Here is an 18397-nt window from a genome sequence, read left to right on the forward strand (position 1 = left end):
ATGAAAATTTTATCTATTCGTATAAAAAATCTGGCATCTCTTTCTGATGAACACTTTATTGATTTTGAAAGCGCGCCTCTAGCTCACGCAGGCTTAATTGCCATTGTGGGTAAAACTGGTGCTGGTAAATCGACCATTTTAGATGCCATGTGCCTGGCCCTGTTTAATCGCGTTCCTCGCCTTAAAGACAGCGATGGCAAATTAAAAGATGTTGATGGTTCAGAGTTACTCACTAACTCGCCTTTGACTGTTTTACGCCGTGGTACGGGGCATGGTTTTGCTGAACTTTGTTTTATTGCTCAAGATCAAAAACGCTATTTGGCACGCTGGGAAATTAAACGTGCGCGTGAAAACCCAAGTGGTAAATTACAAAGCGTGCAACGCCACTTAAAATGTCTGACCGACGGTGTCGTGCTTGCCGACAAAGCCAAAGCGGTTGATGAAAAAGTTAAACAAATTACCCAGCTTTCATTTGAACAATTTACTCGTGCTGTGTTACTCGCCCAGTCAGAAGTCACGGCGTTTTTAAAAGCACGAGACAGCGAACGTGGTGAATTACTTGAGTACCTGACAAACTCCAGCATTTTTGCCAAAATTGGTGAACTGGCTTTTCGTAAAACAGCAGATATTGCTAAACAGCGTAAACAGCTTGAAGAATTTTTAGGCCACATTGAAATTTTGTCTGATGAAGAGATTGCTTCCTTAACCGAGCAATATCAGCAAGCTGAACAAAATCATCAACAGTTAGAACAACAAAAAAATGTTTTAGGCAAACAACAACAATGGTTTGAGCGTAAAGCAAAACTTGAAGTTGAAGTTCAAACCAAACAACAGCAATTTCAAAATCAGCAAAACCATCATCAACAACTTGCTGGTGAACGTGAGCAATTAAAACGGCTGGAAGTTTTCTCTGAAATACGATCACAGGTCTTTCAGCAGACTCAAAATTTACAAACCCTACAACACCTTGAACCGCAAATTCAGCAAGCTCAAATTAAGTTTAATGATTTGGCTCAAATTTTTGAAAATGGACAAAAACAATATCAATCAGCAGAACAAGAACTTAAACAAACACTAGACTTTGAACAACAGCATCAACAGGCATTAAATCAAGTTCGGCAGTCTATTCAAGAACGTTCATTTATTGCAGATGAATATAAAAAGTGCAAAGAAAAAAGAAATACGCTAGAACAAAAACTGAATCCATTGCAACAACAGCAAAACACAGTTCAACAACACATTGCACAGCTTCAACAAAGCCAAACTCATCTCCAACAGCAGCTAACCCAGACTCAGCAATACACCGTATTAGACAAAGGCCTTTCCGCACATTTGCATCAACTTGGGCAATTTATTCAAAACTACGAAGCGATTGAACATCAGCTTGGAAACCCTACTCTAGCTCGTCAAAAGCTATTAGAAACTAAAAATGAACTTGAACAACTGACGGTTTCTGTGGGGACAGTTGAACAAATTGAGTCAAAACTTGAACAACAGCATAAAGATAAAGAACAAAAACTTGCTCAAATTACTCAGCTAGATCTTATTCAACAGAAAATTAAAATTTATCATGAGCTGTATGCTGAGCTTCAGCAATTTTCTGAAAAACATATACAAGCCTCAAATCAAGAACAGCAGCTTAAAACCGTTTGCCAGTTAGCTGAGCAAGACTATCAAACAGCAAAAACTGAACGAGAAAAATTACAGCACATCTTGCAACAGCAGCGTTTATTACATACAGAAAATATTGAACAGTTACGGGCCAATCTTAAAGAAGATGAAGCTTGTTTAGTCTGTGGAAGTACACATCATCCCTATCGTAGTGATGACAGCGCAGTTTCCAAGGCTTTGTTCGATCTGCAACAGCAGCAAGAACAGCAGGCTGTGGCGCTAGAGCAAACTCAATTTAATGCATGGCAAAGCCAACAACAAACACTCACTCAATGTCGTGCCGAGCTTGAACAAGTTCAGAAATATCTAGCTCAACTTCAAGCAAAACAGACGAGCTTACAGCAAGATCTTGTCCAACAAGTAAGCCTCAACCAATTGCACATTGATCTTGCACAACCTCCAGAACAAATCTTACAAACACTTAGCGAGCTTAGACAAGCCGCACAAACTGCGATAAGTTCATTCGACTCAGAAAATGTGCGTTTAACCCAAGCGATTAAACAACAGAACCAGTTGGTTCAACATGTTCAGCATAGTGAAAGCTTGCTCAATACTGCACAGCAATGGCAACAGCAAGTTCAACATATTGTGCAGTGCTTGTCTGAAACCGAACAGCACGCATGGCAGCAATCGAGTAGCCAAACTGCTAAGCAGACTTGGTCTATTCTTGATGCACGTGCTAAGCAACTTGAACAACAAGAACAGCTTTCACAGCGTTTTGAACAGCAGCAACAAGAACTAAAAATGCTAGCTGCCAACCTTGAGCAAATGACCAAGCAAATTAATGAGATCGATCAAAATCTCAAAGATATTACACTCAAGGGCCAACAAAATAATGAAAAAGCGGTGTCACTCATTCAACAAATGACAGGCCTTTCAGACATTAAACCTCATGAATGGTTAATTGAGCACGATGCCAAACGCCAGCAGCAACAAACTGCTTATCACGAAGCTAAACAACGTTTCGAACAAACCAGACAGCACTTTGAGCAGCAAAAACAAGCGATAGATCAACTTAAACATCAACATCAACACACCGAGCAACATCAACAGCAGATTAATACGCAAATTGAAGACTGGTTAAAAGCCCATGCTGATTTTCAAGCATCTGATCTTACGGCGCTCATACAGATTAATTCAGCCCAAGAGCAAGACATTCGTAACCGTCTTAATCAAGCAGAACGCCTATTAAGTGAAACCTCTTCTGCACTCAAAACCATGCAAGAGCAGCTCACCGAACATTTGCAAACGCAACCGGATATTGAACATGAAAAACTTTTGGATCTTATTCAGGAAAATATTGCAAAGCTCAAAACCCAACTCGAAATGCGTGACCAGCTTAAGCTTAAGCTCGAAGTACATCAGCAGAACTTAGCCAAACAACAGAAATACGCTCAGCAAATTCAAAATATTCAACAGGAAGAACATCGCTGGAGTAAAATTTCAGGTCTGATTGGCGATGCCAAAGGCAAAGAATTCCGTGACTATGCCCAGCAATATCATTTAGATATTTTAGTGGAACATGCTAACCAGCAACTGGCGATGCTCTCTCAACGCTATACATTAAAACGACTTGACCAATCTTTAAGTCTCGCCATTATCGACCACGATATGGACGGAGAAATGCGTTCTGTTTCATCTTTATCAGGCGGTGAATCCTTCTTAACTGCCCTCGCCTTATCTTTAGCCATTGCGAATATGGCCTCAGGTTCAATGAAAATTGAATCTCTGTTTATTGATGAAGGTTTTGGAACTTTAGATGCATCTTCTTTGCACATGGTGATGAATGCTTTAGATCAATTACAAAATCAGGGCCGCCAAGTCATTCTCATTTCACACATTCAAGAAATGCATGAGCGTATTCCTGTACAAATTCAGGTGAAACCACTTGGCGCTGGCGCAAGTACGATTGAAGTCGTGGGTTAAACTCTAACTCATCAATTTTTCAGGATCTAGATCTTGTCATACGCCACTTGCATCTGATCACAAAATGACTTCATTTCAATCACCGACTTTTGAAAGCCATCTAGTGTTGCATCAAAACTTGGATATTCCTTTGCAAATTCCTGATCAAACTGTTTCTTATATTTTTTATTATTATTAAACATCTTCACAATTTCCTGCTGATTCACACATGTCCAATGTGCATCCGATACACTTTCCTCATCAGATTCAGCTTTACTTTCTTCTGTCAATTTTGCAATCAAAAACATAAAAGTTTCTTTAAAATCTTGATATGTTTTATGCTCAGAAATAACTGCTTTTTCAATCTCAGGTGTGGGTGTTGCATTGCTAGATATACATGTAACAACAATTAAAACAGTCAATAAAAATTTTGCGATATTCATTTATATTCCTAAATTTTAAATAATAGAGGCTAGATTATCTTCTGCTCAATGATCATTAATAGATCAAAATATATATAATTTTAAAAGTATTATCAAAACTCTTAATCTTTCATGAGAAAACCCCTTCAAAATAATGAATCTTACAGGAGTTTTCTCATCTATTGTTAACTCTTATCAGCAGGGAAAGCCTTAGGTGGCGGTGCATATTTAGAAGATTTATCTTCCTCATCTGCATTATTTGAATCAGGTGATTGGACTTGATAAATCGCTGTTCCAATAATGCCTGTATTCTGAACTGAACCATTATCTGAATTCGCTGCATAAGCATCTTCAGGCTTACTAAATGTAAAGGAAGCAACAGCAGAGTCACTCTTACGAAAACCCTCTATTTTAATCTCACTATGTGGATGTAATACATAACCTGCATTATTTCGGGAAGCCGCACTGCCATTTAAGACATCAATACCGTCAACACTTGCCACCACTTCATAGATATTATCAGTATGATTTTCATATTTTAATTGATAGCTTTGACCATCATTACCCGAAAGAAAATAATTTTGACCATCACGAAACAAAGCAAATGTTTGATCTGCATCATCGACAATAGAGAAACTAATTTTCCCCGCAAGCAATGCAATACTATTTACTGTTTTACCTTCATATTGTTTATTGGCATAACGAACTTGTGATTCAGCAATTGGCTGGTCTGATAACCGAGCTAAATTTACTTCAGAGACATGTGATGTAATCTCATCTCCCCATTTTGTTCCTAGTTTTTCATCTACACTCACTTGAGTATTCTGATCAGTTGATTCCGAAGTAATATCGCTTTGTTTCTTACTACACGCTGCTAAAAATAAGCATAATATAAAAGATATTAAAAAATAGAGTTTTTTCATTCTAAACCTGGTCCTAAATTCGGTTTTTTATCGTTGTAAAAAAATTTATTCATTTATACCAACAAGTATAAATGAATAAAAAACAATTTCAAATTTATACGCTTTGTTTCTACAGCAGAGTTATTTTATATAATTTTAATTTCTACTGTATATAGAAAATAAATTCAGATTATTTTGAATAGTCTCTAGCACCGAACAAAGCAGTTCCCACACGCACCATGGTTGAACCTGCGGCAATTGCAGCATCTAAATCACTCGACATTCCCATACTTAAAGTATCCCAATGTTCCGGGTAAGTATGTTTTTCTTTCACCGCATCAAACAAGTTCTTAGCATCTGCAAAAGCGGGAGTATTGTTAGGTGCAGGAATTACCATCAAACCACGTAATTTGATTTTTGGTAATTGGCTAATTTGAGCAACTAACTCGGCAACCTCATCTGGTACACAACCATCTTTACTATCTTGCCCATCAATATTCACTTGCAAACAAATATTAAGTGCCGTTTGATCGTCACCACGTTGATTAGACAGTCTCTCTGCAATAATCAAACGGTCTACACCATGTACCCAATCAAACTTTTCAGCTAAATGTTTAGTCTTGTTTCGCTGAACATGACCAATAAAGTGCCATTCAATTTCTAAATCTTGTAAAGCTTCAATTTTTTCTAAAGCTTCTTGCAGATAGTTTTCGCCAAATGCTCTTTGCCCTGCTGCATACATTTCACGCAAACTTTCACTTGGATGTGTTTTCGATACGGCTAAAAGTTGCACAGTTTCAGGCGCACGTTGAGCATGTTCACAAGCACGTCGGATTTGCTGTAATACGTGCTGTCGCGCATCTTGCAGGTAATTCATTGACAAGGTTCTCATTTTCAAAAAACTTTTTTGCTTTTCACCTAAAGCGAAGTGTTGGTAAGCCTCGGTGAAAGCCGTATATTATTCTACAAAATAATGACATATTTTGATTTAATTGGGGAAATTATGGATATTACAGAGCTACTCGCTTTCTCTGTGAAAAATGGCGCGTCCGATTTACATTTGTCTGCTGGCATGCCACCAATGATTCGCGTGGATGGCGAAGTCCGCCGCATTAACCTTCCAGCTCTAGACCATAAAGATGTTCACCGTCTGGTCTATGACATCATGAATGATAAACAGCGCCGTGACTATGAAGAAAAGCTCGAAACAGACTTTTCTTTTGAAGTGCCAAATGTTGCGCGTTTTCGTGTCAATGCATTTAACCAAAACCGTGGTGCCGGAGCCGTTTTTCGTACCATTCCATCAAAAGTACTCACAATGGAAGATTTAGGCTTAGGGCAAATCTTTAAAGATATTTGTGATTACCCACGTGGCATTGTGTTAGTTACAGGACCAACAGGTTCAGGTAAATCAACCACGCTTGCAGCGATGATGGACTATATTAACGAAAACCGTTATGACCATATTTTAACGGTTGAAGACCCAATCGAATTTGTCCATCAGTCTAAAAAATGTCTGATTAACCAACGTGAAGTACACCGCGACACGCATGGCTTTAACGAAGCACTACGCTCAGCACTGCGTGAAGACCCAGATATTATTCTGGTCGGTGAGATGCGTGACCTTGAAACCATTCGTTTAGCACTTACCGCTGCTGAAACTGGTCACTTGGTGTTTGGTACGCTCCATACGACTTCTGCTGCAAAAACCATTGACCGTGTGATTGATGTATTCCCTGCCGAAGAAAAAGACATGGTGCGTGCCATGTTGTCAGAATCTTTACAGGCTGTTATTTCTCAAACTCTACTTAAAAAGAATGGCGGTGGGCGTGTCGCAGCACATGAAATCATGATTGGTATTCCTGCCATTCGTAACTTAATTCGTGAAAACAAAGTTGCCCAAATGTATTCATCAATTCAGACGGGCGCTAATCATGGCATGACCACGCTCGACCAAAGCTTAAAAGGTCTAGTTGCTCGTGGGGTGATTAGCCCACAAACGGCACGTACTGCCGCAAAACAACCTGAATCATTCCTATAAAAATAATTAGAGAATAAATATGGATTTTAACGACCTACTCAACCTCATGGTTGAAAAAAAATCATCCGATCTTTTTATTACAGATGGTGTTGCGCCATCTATGAAAATTAACGGGCAAATTGTTCCAATTTCAAAAAATAGTCTTTCTGGGGACGTTATTGGTCAACTTTTACATTCCATCATGAGCGAAAAACAACGCAAAGAATTTGCAGACACTCGTGAATGTAACTTTGCCATTATGAACCGTGATAAAACCGCCCGCTTTCGTGTGAGCGCTTTTCAGCAGCGTGACATGCCAGGCATGGTGCTACGCCGAATTGAAACTAAAATTCCTTCAATTGATGACTTGCAGTTACCGCCTGTTCTTAAAGATTTATCAATGACCAAACGTGGCATCATTATTTTTGTTGGTGCAACAGGTACGGGTAAATCGACGTCTTTGGCTTCAATGATCAGTTATCGTAATCACAATACTAAAGGTCATATCATTACCATTGAAGACCCAATCGAGTTTATTCACGAACATGCAGGCTGCATCATTACTCAACGTGAAGTCGGTATTGATACAGACTCATTTGAAATTGCCTTAAAGAATACTTTGCGACAAGCACCAGATGTCATCTTGATTGGTGAGATTCGCTCTCGTGAAGTGATGGACTACGCGATTGGCTTTGCTGAAACAGGCCATCTTGTGTTAGCCACCATGCACGCCAACAACGCCAACCAAGCGCTCGACCGTATTATTCACTTCTTTGAAAGTGACCGCCACAGTCAGCTTTACATGGACTTATCGCTTAACTTAAAAGCCATGATTGCGCAGCAACTTGTTCCAACACCAGATGGTAATTCTCGCCGCGCCGCAATTGAAATTTTAATTAACTCGCCATTAATTTCAGACTATATTCGTAAAGGCGAAATTCATGAAATTAAAGATTTAATGAAGCGTTCGCGTGAACTCGGTATGCAAACCTTTGACCAAGCCCTATTTGACCTCTATAAAGCAGGCCAAATTACCTACAAAGATGCGTTAAAACATGCCGACTCACCTAACGATTTACGTTTGACGATTAAGCTTGCCGAAGAAGGACCTGATCAAATTGCGGGCACAAATCAGCATTTAACCTTCGACCAACAGTAATTTCCTCATAAAAAAAGGAAGGTTAAACGTAACCTTCCTTTTTTATTTGTTTTCTTTGTGTGAAAACGATTATTTCTTGCGCAACACTTCCTGACACTCAGGTTCGTTACAGTAACCGTAGAGGTTTAATGAGTGACCCGTTAAGGTAAACCCATGTTGGTCTGCTACAGCATGCTGTTCCTTCTCGATAACATCATTAGTAAATTCAATAACTTTGTTGCAATTATAGCAAACTAAATGATCATGGTGATCTTCTTGCATGATTTCGAAAACAGAATGATTATTTTCGAAATGATGGCGCTGAATGATACCCGCAGCTTCAAATTGTGTTAACACACGGTAAACTGTCGCAAGTCCGACATCTTCCCCTTGTTCTAACAAAGTCTTGTAAATATCTTCAGCACTAAGATGATGTTGCTTTGAATTTTCTAATAATTCCAAAATCTTAATTCGTGGAAGGGTAACTTTAAGTCCAGCTTTGCGCAAATCTTGATTGGAAATAGGCATGAAAAAAGGTCTCTCAACAAATCTCAAGTTGGAATAGGCAATAGAATTTAGATGAAGTATGATCTATCCTTTGATCAAATGCATCATAATTTATTGGGATAGTGTAGCAAAATGCAAAAACTCGTGCTGACGTTATTAGTCACTTCACTCCTTGCTGGTTGTTCAATCTTTGGTGTATATAAGGTTGATATTCCTCAAGGGACTCCTTTGACCAAAGCTCAGGCCTCTCAAGTACAAGTCGGCATGAATTTCCAGCAAGTGCGTTTTTTGCTTGGTAGTCCAACTGTGACTGATCCCCTCAATCCTCAACGTTGGGACTACATTTACAACTATATCCCGGGAACTTACGCTAAAAAGGCAAAAATCCCCGCAGCACATGGTCAGCATTTAAAAATTTACTTTGATGGCACTGGCACAGTAACTAAAATTGAAGGTTTAGAAACTATTCCAGAATCGCAACCAGGTTTACCTGCTTCTAAAGAAGCGATTTTAACTGCCCCACCACTATAATCGTTTTTTCTAATAAAAATAAACCCCTCAAGTGAAATACTTCGAGGGGTTTTATTTATGGGACTTATTACTTTAAGCGATTACTTTTAATATATCGTCCCACAGGATTTTTCTCGGCGCGGTTACGGCGTATATCTTTAGGGTTAATAGTTAAAGGTCGATAAACCTCTACCCGATCACCTGCTTGCAAAATCGCATGTGCCTCAACTTTTGCACCAAAGATGCCAAGTTGTAATGGCTCAGGCAAACTTACCAGTGTCTGCAACCCACTTGCCTCAACCGCTTGTAATGCGGTCATACCAGCTTCAAATGGAATAGCAACTAAGAACTGTTGCTCTGGGGCTGCAAAAGCAACCCACACTTGCTGAGCTTTTTCCATCAGATCATTTGTCCAATGACCGAAATCATGGCAATGACAATTGAAAGCGGTAAAACAATACGCACTGCAATACGCCACAAGTTATAGAACAGCTCATTGCTAAAATTCATTGATTTACGCAAATGGCTAATTTTCATAATCCAACCAGCAAAAATTGCATAGATGAGACAAATGAGTAATCCCCAAAGCATCAAAATCAGCGTAAAGATGCCATGAAGTTCAGGTACAGCCCAAACCGCAATTGCCAAAATAATGACAACCCATTGTAAAATGTACATCAATTGACGTTGAGCAAGCTGTTCTTTAGCAAGTTGAATAAACAAAGCTGTTGTCATTACTGCAGTAAAAATCCAGGTAAAAACAGGAAGCTGTGCTTGAAGAGAAAAGAAACCAAATGCAACGACGGCAATTAACTGAGCCAACCAGATTGGAAGTGCAGTTCTTGTGGCGCCTTCTTGAGAGTGAATTACAGACAAGCTATTTTGCCAGTAAAGTCCCAAGCCTAAACCACTCGCAACAAGTGCAAGTACAGTCGCATTACCCCATTCTTTAAATTCAACATTCGTCCAATGCCAAGGCTGTAAAGTCGTTCCCATTGTATTAGCTAAAACAAGAGAAGTGATTACACCGACTGTCATTAGCACAATTAAAATCTGACGCGGAATAAAAGATAAAATTAAAGCCACAACCGCAAGGCTAGCAAAAACAATTTGCCCAGAAACGCTATTATTGAGCTGAGCTGTCAGTAAATTGCCCGCAGTACTCAGTACACTTCCTGCTAAAAATGGAATAAAAATAACTGCAAGCCAGCCAGCCAAACGCCATTTTGGTGAACTATCTGCTTCACGAGTTAAACTTGATAAAGCATTTAAGGCAGTAGTCTTCGACCGTTTTGCTAAGGCAATTTCTAAATAACAAACTGGCAAAGCCAATAACAGCATTGTGCCTAACCACAATAACCAGAAATCGATTTGACGATCAATCTGAATTCCCATAGCGGGTGCCAATGTCGCCATAATGATGAAAGATAAGCAAAACGCCATCAGGGGCGATAACCATCGTGACATAGGTATGTCCTGCATTATGCATTCCTTGAAAAAGACTATAGATATTTTGCCCGTCTCATGCGTGAAAATCAAAGTTTGCTCAATAAAAAAAAGCAAACCACCGAAACGATAGTTTGCTGCGCTAACTGAAATTACGAGTTGTTTTTATTAGAAGTTATGAGAAAAACCGGGCAAACCAGTTTTTCCCTTTCTTCTTTTCTTTTTCTCTAATAATTCCCATCATATTTTCTTTTACCGCCCCCACATAATCAGCATCATCATGTTGAATATGATTAATTAACCACTTTGCTAAAATTTCTTGTAGCTCTTTTTCAACCGTATGTCCCATTTCAAAACGCTCACGATATAACTCTATTTTTTTAATAAATAAGTCATGGACACGTTTATGTGGTACACGATATTTATAATCCGCTTCCTCTTGTAAACTTTCTTCGAAAGTAAAATGTGATTGCGTGTAATCAATAATGTTGTCTAAAACGTCTTTAATACGACGTCTATGGTCATCATCTTTTACATCATCGATTTCATTAATATAATCAAGTATTCGTTTATGTTGTTCATCAATAACCTCGATACCCGTATTATATTCTGAAGCCCATTTCATTTTCATACATCTCCCCAATGATGCTCAATGACTATTGCATAAACCTCATGATATATTTAAAGAATATAAATAAAAACAAAGCTATTTTGTCGGCTTTATCATATAAAAATTACATTTAAATCAAGTTATTGTTTTTATTTGTTTTTAAAAAAATTAACCAACCAAAATAATAAAGTATTTTTTAAACAAAATACCTTATTATTAAATGATTAATATATATAAATACTCCTATTCATATATTTTAAATATACTTTATATTAATACTGATCAGCACGAGTAATACGTTTAAGCTCTGGATTTTCCTGCTCACTTTTTAATCTTTCTACATGAGTAATTGCTTTTTTAATTGGTTTTCCATGTTGAAATAAAATCATTTCACCAGGTTGATAAGCTGTCCATTTTTCATTATGGGTTAAAGGTTCTGTTGTTATAACTGCCACACGATCTTCAGGTGTAGTGACCTGACTAAAATCAACCTCAACATCCAGATCAATTAAATGAGCCTGATTAAATGGATATTCTCGAACCAACCAATGTAATTTAGTAATCGCATAACTAAATAATGCCTGACCATTCGATAAGCAATAATTAAATGTGCCGTATTCAGCAATTTGTGGAGAAATTTTTTCTAATACTTCAAATATTTGTTCAAGACTTGGTTCTTCATAGCCAAAAGCTTCAACCAGTTGATCAAGCAAATAACAAAATGCACGTTCACTGTCCGTATTACCCACAGGCGTAAAACGTCCACTTAGGGATGGGTTAAAATCATGTAAATCACCATTATGGGCAAAAATCCACTGACGACCCCACAACTCTCTAATAAAGGGATGAGAGTTTTCTAAAGTGATTTTACCTTGAGTTGCTTTGCGGATATGCGCGATCACGTTACGCGATTTAATAGGATAATTACGGATAAGATCGGCAATTGGAGATTCAACTGCCGACTGATTATCGACAAATAGTCGGCAAGCTTTGTCTTCGAAAAATGCAATACCAAATCCATCACTATGATCTGAGGTAATTCCTGCACGCTGTGAAAAACCACGGAAAGAAAAAGTGATATCCGTTGGTGTTGCACAATTCATTCCTAATAGCTGGCACATATCGCTTTTTAAACTACTTTTAATTACCCCATATGCTCTATTGTGCATGAGAGTAAAATTGCTTGCAAATCTCAATATGTGCTGGCTATTAGAAAATAGGACATATTATTAACGCTGTCCCATTTTATTCATGACAAATGAAGTCGCCACTTTATTCACTTCCAAAAATACAAAATAATCTAGACAGTTAAACTCTTCATCAAAAAATGCCTGTTTCGATAATTTTGACTGCATGCTCAAATACATTTGGAACAATTTTGGCATACGCTCATCTTGTGGAAAACTGAACTCAGGATATTCAGGTTCATAGATTTTTTTCGAGCGAATATCAATGGTTTTGCTTTCAGATAATTGCTGAATTTGGCGGTGCGTGTAGTAAGCTCTAGCCAAATTATCTTGCAGATGAATACTGACACAGCCCATCAAATATTTAGCGCGCATTGACCATAATACTTTCGGTGCAAGGTTCAGCCACAGCATCGACAATGCTTTACCATTACGAAAGCGAGGATGGACACAGGTACGCCCTATTTCTAATATATTAGGAAGGTGCGATAACTGAGGAACAATATCAAACTCATGGGCGCTGTAGCTTTGTGCTATTTCATGGCCTTGAAATAATTTAAGGCGAGTATACGCTACAATTTCTCCAGTCCACTTTTCACGTAAGACTGCATGCTCACAACCAAAATCATAAATATCTTGGTCTAAGTTATCTTCAAAATGAATTCCAAATTGTTGGCTAAATTGTTGTGCACGAAATCGTTGTACATCTTGTAATTCTTTTAAATTATCAACCCATTCAAAACGAAATTGTGTCTGATTTATAGCTTTTTGACGATTTAAAGGTAAAGTCCAGGTTTGGCGATATTGATTAAATTTTTCCAGCATAATGAACGCTCCTAGTGACACCCCTTACACTAGTCAAAGCTCATGACAAAAAAATGACCAAATTAAAATAGTATAAAAAAAGACCACCTAGGGTGATCTTTTTATTGAGAATAACGGTTTTATTAAGCGGTTTTTGCGCGATTAGAAATAAGCGTTCCAACCCCATGATCAGTAAAAATTTCAAGCAGTGTTGCATGTGGTACGCGACCATCTACAATGTGTGCACTGACGACGCCACCTTTAACAGCATCAAGTGCACAACCTACTTTAGGAATCATTCCACCATAGATCACGCCTGTTTCAATGAGACGATCAACTTCTTGCGTAGTTAGGCCAGTTAACAGATTTTTATTTTCATCCAGCACGCCACTAATGTTTGTGAGCAAGATTAATTTTTCAGCACCTAATGCTTCTGCCACCTTACCTGCCACTAAATCGGCATTAATATTATAAGTATTGCCTTCTTCATCTACGCCTAATGGCGCAATCACTGGAATAAAGTCACTTTGGGTAAACATTTCAAGCACATCAGTTTTAACGCCAGTTACTTCACCAACCATACCTAAATCAATATGTTTGATAGAACCGTCTTCTTCTTGCTTTTCCATAAGCAATTTACGAGCACGAAGTAAATTACCGTCTTTACCTGTTAAACCAATTGCACGACCACCATGTTTATTAATCAGGTTAACAATTGATTTATTTACGCTACCACCTAATACCATTTCAACCACTTCCATGGTTGCAGCATCAGTTACACGCATACCGTCAATACGATCAGATTCACGTCCTAACTGCTTTAAAAATGAGTCTACTTGTGGCCCACCACCGTGAACAACAATCGGATTTAACCCTACAGTTTTAAGTAAAACGATGTCTCGGGCAAATGAACTTTCTAACTCTGGATCAGTCATCGCGTTGCCACCGTATTTCACCACCAGCGTTTTACCAGTAAAACGTTGAATATACGGCAAAGCTTCAATCAAGATTTTTGCTTTGTCGACACCGATATGCTGATGTTGGGGCATTACGCCTCTCCTTACTTAAGCCTCTGAAAGTTCTTGTGCAATTTGCGGATAGTGCTCTTGCAACATATCTACAAATTTTTGCTGGATTTCCTTTAATCGTAAAGGATTATCTGCGTCAAATCTTACTGTAAAATATTCACCAGTATTTGATGCTCGAATAATGCCAAAACCATCATCAAAATCAAGACGTACGCCATCAATTTTACTGATTCGAGCACCTAAACGATGACTTAAAATTTCAATATCTTGTAATACATACTTTGGATCAGACTGATAAGTACCAATATAGGTATCTTCTGTACAACATCTTTCTGGATAAGGAGCAAACAATTCGGAAATTGTTGTAGCATCAGATTGGGTAAAATACTCCATTACACGTAATGCAGCATATAAACCATCGTCGTAGCCAAAACCACGCCCATCATTAAAAACGTAGTGACCTGCATATTCACCACCAAAAATGGCGCGTCCATTCGACTGAGATAAATAAGCCCGTAAGAAACTACTTCCCGTGCGGATCATTTTTGCTTTTCCGCCGAGTTGTTCGACCGTTTTTTGAACCATGCGTGAACATTTCACATCAAAAACAATTTCTTGCTCGGGATGTTGCTCTAAACACATTTGTGCAAAAAGTGACAGTAAACGATCCGCCGTAAGAATTTGGGCTTTTTCATCGATTAAAACGACACGATCACCATCGCCATCCAGAGCAATGCCTATATCTGCCTGCTGCTCAACGACTGCTTTTCGCAAATCACTTAAATGTGCTGCATGTGAAGGGTCTGGTGCATGGTCTGGAAACTCTCCATTTGGATTGGTTCGTAAGGCAATGACCTCACATCCCATCTTTTCCAATATTAATTTTGAGCAGTGTCCAGCAGAGCCATGTAAACCATCTAAAATGACTTTTAAAGGACGTTTTAACTGAATATCTTTAAAAATAGCTTGCTGGTATTTTTGGCAAAACTCAGCTTTAAATTGAGGTCGTGTTAACTCAAGCACAGAAATGGCATGGACTGGTACATAAGTTTGAGCTTCTTCACCAACCTGCTGAATCATTTCCGGAGACGGCGGTTCACCTTTTAAAATCCACTTAATACCATTATCCGATTTTGGGTTATGGCTTGCGGTCACCATAATGCCATTACCGCCAAAATCTCTTGCAATGTAATACATCATTGGCGATGAACAACAACCAATGTTGGTAACATTTAAACCTTGTTCTATTAAAATTTCTTCAATTAAGTGTGCATAGGCCGGACTTGTGAGACGGGCATCATAGCCAATCACTAATTGAGTTTGTTTTGCTTGTTTGTATTGTTGTGCCAATCCGTAGGCAATTGAACGGACAACGTCCGCAGTTAGGTAAGAAAGTTTGCCTCTAATATCGTAAGCACGAAAAATACTTTTTGGAAATGAGTGTCTTACATTCATAGCGTATCTTCTATTTAAAGATCAATTCGATCTATCGCAAAAACATAGATTATTCAAAATTTTTGAAAGGTTTGTTTGCTAAAAAAAGTTAAAAGAATATGAGTAAAGCGTGTTGTAATATAATCCATTGTAACATTCAAGATGTAAAAAGAAACGCCTGTTCAACAGGCGTTTGATTTTCGTTAATATTTTAAAAAACTTATTGTTTACCTGTGTGACCAAAGCCACCAGCGCCACGTAAAGTTTCTTCAAATTCTTCTACTTGCTCAAATTCAGCCTGCACTACTGGCACTAAAACATACTGTGCCAAGCGCTCACCTGGTTCTAAACGGAAAGTTGTTTGACCACGGTTCCAAACTGAAACCATCAATTCACCTTGATAATCCGAATCAATCAAACCAACTAAATTGCCAAGCACGATACCGTGTTTATGGCCTAAACCTGAACGCGGTAAAATTAAACCAGCAAAATTTACATCATGAATATAAATTGCCATACCTGTTTTCACTAAAACAGTTTGACCTGGTTCAATATCAATTGCTTCATCGACGCAGGCACGTAAATCTAAACCAGCTGAGCCTGCCGTTGCATATGAAGGTAAAGGCCATTCTTTACCTAAACGCGGATCGAGCAATTTCACTTGAACTTTCATGGGATTTCCTAAAAATTAAAAAAATTAACGCTTTAATAAAGCTTTCAAATTTGCCAGATATTGTTGAGCCTGCTCTTTAGGATCAACATTTGCTGCAATTTTCTTTTTGCGCCCTAACCATTCGAGCTCATCTTGTGGAAGTTCATCAAGAAAGCGGCTTGGGGTCATCTGTTTCATCTGTCCACCGTTTTTACGCTGCTCAGCTAAAGTCAACGTTAAACCTTGGCGGGCACGGGTAATTCCCACGTACATGAGACGGCGTTCTTCCTCAATGGTTTCTGCTGCAATTGAGTTTTTATGAGGCAATAGTTCTTCCTCTAATCCCATAATGTACACATATGGGAATTCCAAACCTTTTGCCGCATGCAGAGTAAGTAAGTTAACTTTGTCTGTATCTTCTTCTTCCTGCTGCTGTTCTAACAGATCTAGTAGCACCAGTTTTCGGATTACACTTTCAATGTTCTTTTCATCAACATCTTCTGCACGATTAATCAGGTTTTGAATACTGGTAAATAAGTTCTCGATATTGTCGAGTTTACTTTTCTCTTGTGCAGGTGTTGCAGACTGTTCACGAACGTAATCGATATAGCCCGCTTCGTTCATCATCTGACGAACTTTAGGAACAGGCTCATCATCTTCTATCAATTCACGAGTAAACGTCGCAATAAAGTCGGCAAACTCATGAAGTTGAGTTTCTGCTTTTTTAGGAAGCACCATGCTTAAACGCTGGTCAGCAGAAGCACCAAGTAAAGACAAATTATTTTCTTGTGAGAATAAACCTAACTTCTCAAGAGTAACCGGCCCGATTGCACGTTTAGGCGTATTAATAATACGCAAGAAAGCACTGTCATCTTCTGGGTTAATAATAAGACGCAAGTAACTCATCACGTCTTTAATTTCTGCACGCGCGAAGAACGAAGTACCACCAGACAATTTATATGGGATTTGCATTTGACGAAGCTGTGTTTCTAATACACGCGCCTGAAAATTACCGCGATACAAAACTGCATAATCTTTCCAGTTTTTTCCGTTCATAAGCTTGTGGGTCAATAAGTCTTTTACCACGCGCTCTGCTTCATCATCATCATTACGACAAGTAATAATTCTGATGACTTCACCATGCCCTTTATCACTCCACAATTTCTTATCAAAAATATGGGGGTTATTTTGAATGACACAGTTCGCTGCTTTTAAAATACGGCTGGTTGAACGATAGTTCTGTTCAAGTTTAATAATATGTAAATTTGGGAAGTCCTGTTTCAGCAAAGCCATATTTTCAGGCTTAGCCCCACGCCATGCGTAGATTGATTGGTCATCATCACCTACTGCGGTAAACTGCCCCATTACCCCAACTAAAAGTTTGACCAAAATATACTGCGCGGTATTGGTATCCTGATATTCATCGACCAACAAATAACGAACACGATTTTGCCATTTATCACGTACTTCAGCATTTTCTTGCAGTAAACGTGTTGGCATTACAATTAGATCATCAAAATCAACGGCATTGTAGGCACGTAAATTACGTTCATAAAGTTGGTAAAGATGTGCAAATTGTACATCTTCAGGCGTTTCACATGTTGAATGTGCTTGCTCTGGCACGATCAGATCATTTTTCCAATCTGAAATTTTCTTCATTGCCTTGGCAATTAATTCTTTGCTTTCTGCACCCGACAAATTGTCACGATGCATCAGATCCATCAAAATACGTTTACAGTCATCTGCATCTAAAATCGAAAAATTAGCTTTTAAAGGTAAATTTTTAAGTTCTAAACGTAAAAGGTTTAAACCAAAAGTATGGAAAGTAGAGACTGATAAACCTTTTGATTCTTCACGTGATAAAAGCTTGGACACACGCTCTTTCATTTCACGTGCAGCTTTGTTTGTAAATGTCATCGCTGTTATACGATGCGCCGGAATACGGCATTGCTGCACCAAATAAGCAATTTTACGGGTAATTACAGATGTTTTGCCTGAACCAGCGCCAGCAAGCACCAATAAAGGGCCCTGAGTATATTTCATGGCTTCTTCTTGCTTGTTGTTCAATTGACTGGCAGATGACATCGTGGTTTACCTCTTAATTTTTCGAGCATGATTATAGTCATCTCTGTTTTAGAATCCCAATAGTAAATCTACGGAT

17 protein-coding genes are annotated in these 18397 nt (G+C 38.5%); 4 read left to right on the forward strand and 13 right to left on the reverse strand.

Annotated features, from left to right (window positions below):
* Nucleotides 1-3597: an AAA family ATPase gene (locus AC2117_RS14325; protein WP_133975015.1), complete on the forward strand. Its 3597-nt coding sequence runs from the start codon at nucleotides 1-3 to the stop codon at nucleotides 3595-3597.
* A gap of 26 nt (nucleotides 3598-3623) precedes the next feature.
* Here the strand turns inward: AC2117_RS14325 and AC2117_RS14330 are convergent, their stop codons facing one another.
* The 3 genes from AC2117_RS14330 to AC2117_RS14340 form a co-directional block, all read right to left on the reverse strand.
* The gene (locus tag AC2117_RS14330) at nucleotides 3624-4019 is read right to left on the reverse strand and encodes a hypothetical protein (RefSeq protein WP_133975017.1); all 396 of its coding nucleotides are present in this window, start codon (nucleotides 4017-4019) and stop codon (nucleotides 3624-3626) included.
* 164 nt (nucleotides 4020-4183) lie between these two features.
* Nucleotides 4184-4921: a hypothetical protein gene (locus tag AC2117_RS14335; RefSeq protein WP_133975019.1), complete on the reverse strand. Its 738-nt coding sequence runs from the start codon at nucleotides 4919-4921 to the stop codon at nucleotides 4184-4186.
* 169 nt (nucleotides 4922-5090) lie between these two features.
* Nucleotides 5091-5777 carry a YggS family pyridoxal phosphate-dependent enzyme gene (locus AC2117_RS14340; protein WP_133975021.1) on the reverse strand — a complete coding sequence of 229 codons (687 nt, stop codon included), beginning with the start codon at nucleotides 5775-5777 and terminating at the stop codon, nucleotides 5091-5093.
* A 126-nt stretch (nucleotides 5778-5903) separates the two neighbouring features.
* On the opposite strand from AC2117_RS14340, the gene AC2117_RS14345 reads away from it, so the two are divergent.
* Nucleotides 5904-6941: a type IV pilus twitching motility protein PilT gene (locus tag AC2117_RS14345; RefSeq protein ID WP_009390483.1), complete on the forward strand. Its 1038-nt coding sequence runs from the start codon at nucleotides 5904-5906 to the stop codon at nucleotides 6939-6941.
* 19 nt (nucleotides 6942-6960) lie between these two features.
* A complete protein-coding gene (locus AC2117_RS14350) occupies nucleotides 6961-8079 on the forward strand; it encodes a PilT/PilU family type 4a pilus ATPase (RefSeq protein ID WP_133975023.1) in 1119 nt (372 codons plus the stop codon).
* Between the two features lie 69 nt (nucleotides 8080-8148).
* Here the strand turns inward: AC2117_RS14350 and fur are convergent, their stop codons facing one another.
* Nucleotides 8149-8586 carry a ferric iron uptake transcriptional regulator gene (gene fur / locus AC2117_RS14355; RefSeq protein WP_133975025.1) on the reverse strand — a complete coding sequence of 146 codons (438 nt, stop codon included), beginning with the start codon at nucleotides 8584-8586 and terminating at the stop codon, nucleotides 8149-8151.
* Nucleotides 8587-8697: 111 nt separating this feature from the next.
* Between fur and AC2117_RS14360 the strand changes: the two genes are divergently transcribed.
* Nucleotides 8698-9096, forward strand: a complete 399-nt coding sequence (locus tag AC2117_RS14360; protein ID WP_003653245.1) for an outer membrane protein assembly factor BamE — start codon at nucleotides 8698-8700, stop codon at nucleotides 9094-9096.
* A gap of 67 nt (nucleotides 9097-9163) precedes the next feature.
* On the opposite strand, the gene AC2117_RS14365 is transcribed toward AC2117_RS14360, so the two are convergent.
* From AC2117_RS14365 to AC2117_RS14410, 9 genes are all read right to left on the reverse strand, one after another.
* A complete protein-coding gene (locus AC2117_RS14365) occupies nucleotides 9164-9475 on the reverse strand; it encodes an RnfH family protein (protein WP_132072003.1) in 312 nt (103 codons plus the stop codon).
* Complete coding sequence (locus tag AC2117_RS14370; protein ID WP_133975027.1) at nucleotides 9475-10542, reverse strand: hypothetical protein; 1068 nt, start codon at nucleotides 10540-10542, stop codon at nucleotides 9475-9477. Before AC2117_RS14370 ends, AC2117_RS14365 begins: the two co-directional genes overlap by 1 nt.
* Nucleotides 10543-10696: 154 nt before the next feature.
* Nucleotides 10697-11152: a bacteriohemerythrin gene (locus AC2117_RS14380; protein ID WP_133975029.1), complete on the reverse strand. Its 456-nt coding sequence runs from the start codon at nucleotides 11150-11152 to the stop codon at nucleotides 10697-10699.
* A 251-nt stretch (nucleotides 11153-11403) separates the two neighbouring features.
* Nucleotides 11404-12252, reverse strand: coding sequence for a class II glutamine amidotransferase (locus AC2117_RS14385; protein ID WP_133976384.1), 849 nt, complete (start codon nucleotides 12250-12252; stop codon nucleotides 11404-11406).
* A gap of 108 nt (nucleotides 12253-12360) precedes the next feature.
* Nucleotides 12361-13143: a GNAT family N-acetyltransferase gene (locus AC2117_RS14390; protein ID WP_133975031.1), complete on the reverse strand. Its 783-nt coding sequence runs from the start codon at nucleotides 13141-13143 to the stop codon at nucleotides 12361-12363.
* A 122-nt stretch (nucleotides 13144-13265) separates the two neighbouring features.
* Nucleotides 13266-14171 (reverse strand): acetylglutamate kinase, encoded by a 906-nt coding sequence (gene argB / locus AC2117_RS14395; RefSeq protein WP_003653251.1) that lies wholly within the window; start codon nucleotides 14169-14171, stop codon nucleotides 13266-13268.
* A 15-nt stretch (nucleotides 14172-14186) separates the two neighbouring features.
* On the reverse strand, nucleotides 14187-15605 hold the full coding sequence (locus tag AC2117_RS14400) for a phosphomannomutase/phosphoglucomutase (protein ID WP_133975033.1): 1419 nt from the start codon (nucleotides 15603-15605) through the stop codon (nucleotides 14187-14189).
* A gap of 199 nt (nucleotides 15606-15804) precedes the next feature.
* Nucleotides 15805-16257, reverse strand: a complete 453-nt coding sequence (gene dut / locus AC2117_RS14405; protein WP_003653255.1) for a dUTP diphosphatase — start codon at nucleotides 16255-16257, stop codon at nucleotides 15805-15807.
* Between the two features lie 24 nt (nucleotides 16258-16281).
* Nucleotides 16282-18321 carry a UvrD-helicase domain-containing protein gene (locus AC2117_RS14410; RefSeq protein ID WP_042897750.1) on the reverse strand — a complete coding sequence of 680 codons (2040 nt, stop codon included), beginning with the start codon at nucleotides 18319-18321 and terminating at the stop codon, nucleotides 16282-16284.
* Nucleotides 18322-18397 lie beyond the last annotated feature (76 nt).

Origin of the sequence: Acinetobacter calcoaceticus (assembly GCF_900520355.1) — a bacterium.
Lineage (GTDB): Bacteria > Pseudomonadota > Gammaproteobacteria > Pseudomonadales > Moraxellaceae > Acinetobacter > Acinetobacter calcoaceticus_C.

Bases quoted from the DNA above. Each gene is read 5' to 3' on its own strand.
- AC2117_RS14325 (WP_133975015.1), top strand. From the start codon at position 1: ATGAAAATTTTATCTATTCGTATAAAAAATCTGGCATCTCTTTCTGAT.
- AC2117_RS14330 (WP_133975017.1), bottom strand. From the start codon at position 4,019: ATGAATATCGCAAAATTTTTATTGACTGTTTTAATTGTTGTTACATGT.
- AC2117_RS14335 (WP_133975019.1), bottom strand. From the start codon at position 4,921: ATGAAAAAACTCTATTTTTTAATATCTTTTATATTATGCTTATTTTTA.
- AC2117_RS14340 (WP_133975021.1), bottom strand. From the start codon at position 5,777: ATGAATTACCTGCAAGATGCGCGACAGCACGTATTACAGCAAATCCGA.
- AC2117_RS14345 (WP_009390483.1), top strand. From the start codon at position 5,904: ATGGATATTACAGAGCTACTCGCTTTCTCTGTGAAAAATGGCGCGTCC.
- AC2117_RS14350 (WP_133975023.1), top strand. From the start codon at position 6,961: ATGGATTTTAACGACCTACTCAACCTCATGGTTGAAAAAAAATCATCC.
- fur (WP_133975025.1), bottom strand. From the start codon at position 8,586: ATGCCTATTTCCAATCAAGATTTGCGCAAAGCTGGACTTAAAGTTACC.
- AC2117_RS14360 (WP_003653245.1), top strand. From the start codon at position 8,698: ATGCAAAAACTCGTGCTGACGTTATTAGTCACTTCACTCCTTGCTGGT.
- AC2117_RS14365 (WP_132072003.1), bottom strand. From the start codon at position 9,475: ATGGAAAAAGCTCAGCAAGTGTGGGTTGCTTTTGCAGCCCCAGAGCAA.
- AC2117_RS14370 (WP_133975027.1), bottom strand. From the start codon at position 10,542: ATGTCACGATGGTTATCGCCCCTGATGGCGTTTTGCTTATCTTTCATC.
- AC2117_RS14380 (WP_133975029.1), bottom strand. From the start codon at position 11,152: ATGAAAATGAAATGGGCTTCAGAATATAATACGGGTATCGAGGTTATT.
- AC2117_RS14385 (WP_133976384.1), bottom strand. From the start codon at position 12,252: ATGTGCCAGCTATTAGGAATGAATTGTGCAACACCAACGGATATCACT.
- AC2117_RS14390 (WP_133975031.1), bottom strand. From the start codon at position 13,143: ATGCTGGAAAAATTTAATCAATATCGCCAAACCTGGACTTTACCTTTA.
- argB (WP_003653251.1), bottom strand. From the start codon at position 14,171: ATGCCCCAACATCAGCATATCGGTGTCGACAAAGCAAAAATCTTGATT.
- AC2117_RS14400 (WP_133975033.1), bottom strand. From the start codon at position 15,605: ATGAATGTAAGACACTCATTTCCAAAAAGTATTTTTCGTGCTTACGAT.
- dut (WP_003653255.1), bottom strand. From the start codon at position 16,257: ATGAAAGTTCAAGTGAAATTGCTCGATCCGCGTTTAGGTAAAGAATGG.
- AC2117_RS14410 (WP_042897750.1), bottom strand. From the start codon at position 18,321: ATGTCATCTGCCAGTCAATTGAACAACAAGCAAGAAGAAGCCATGAAA.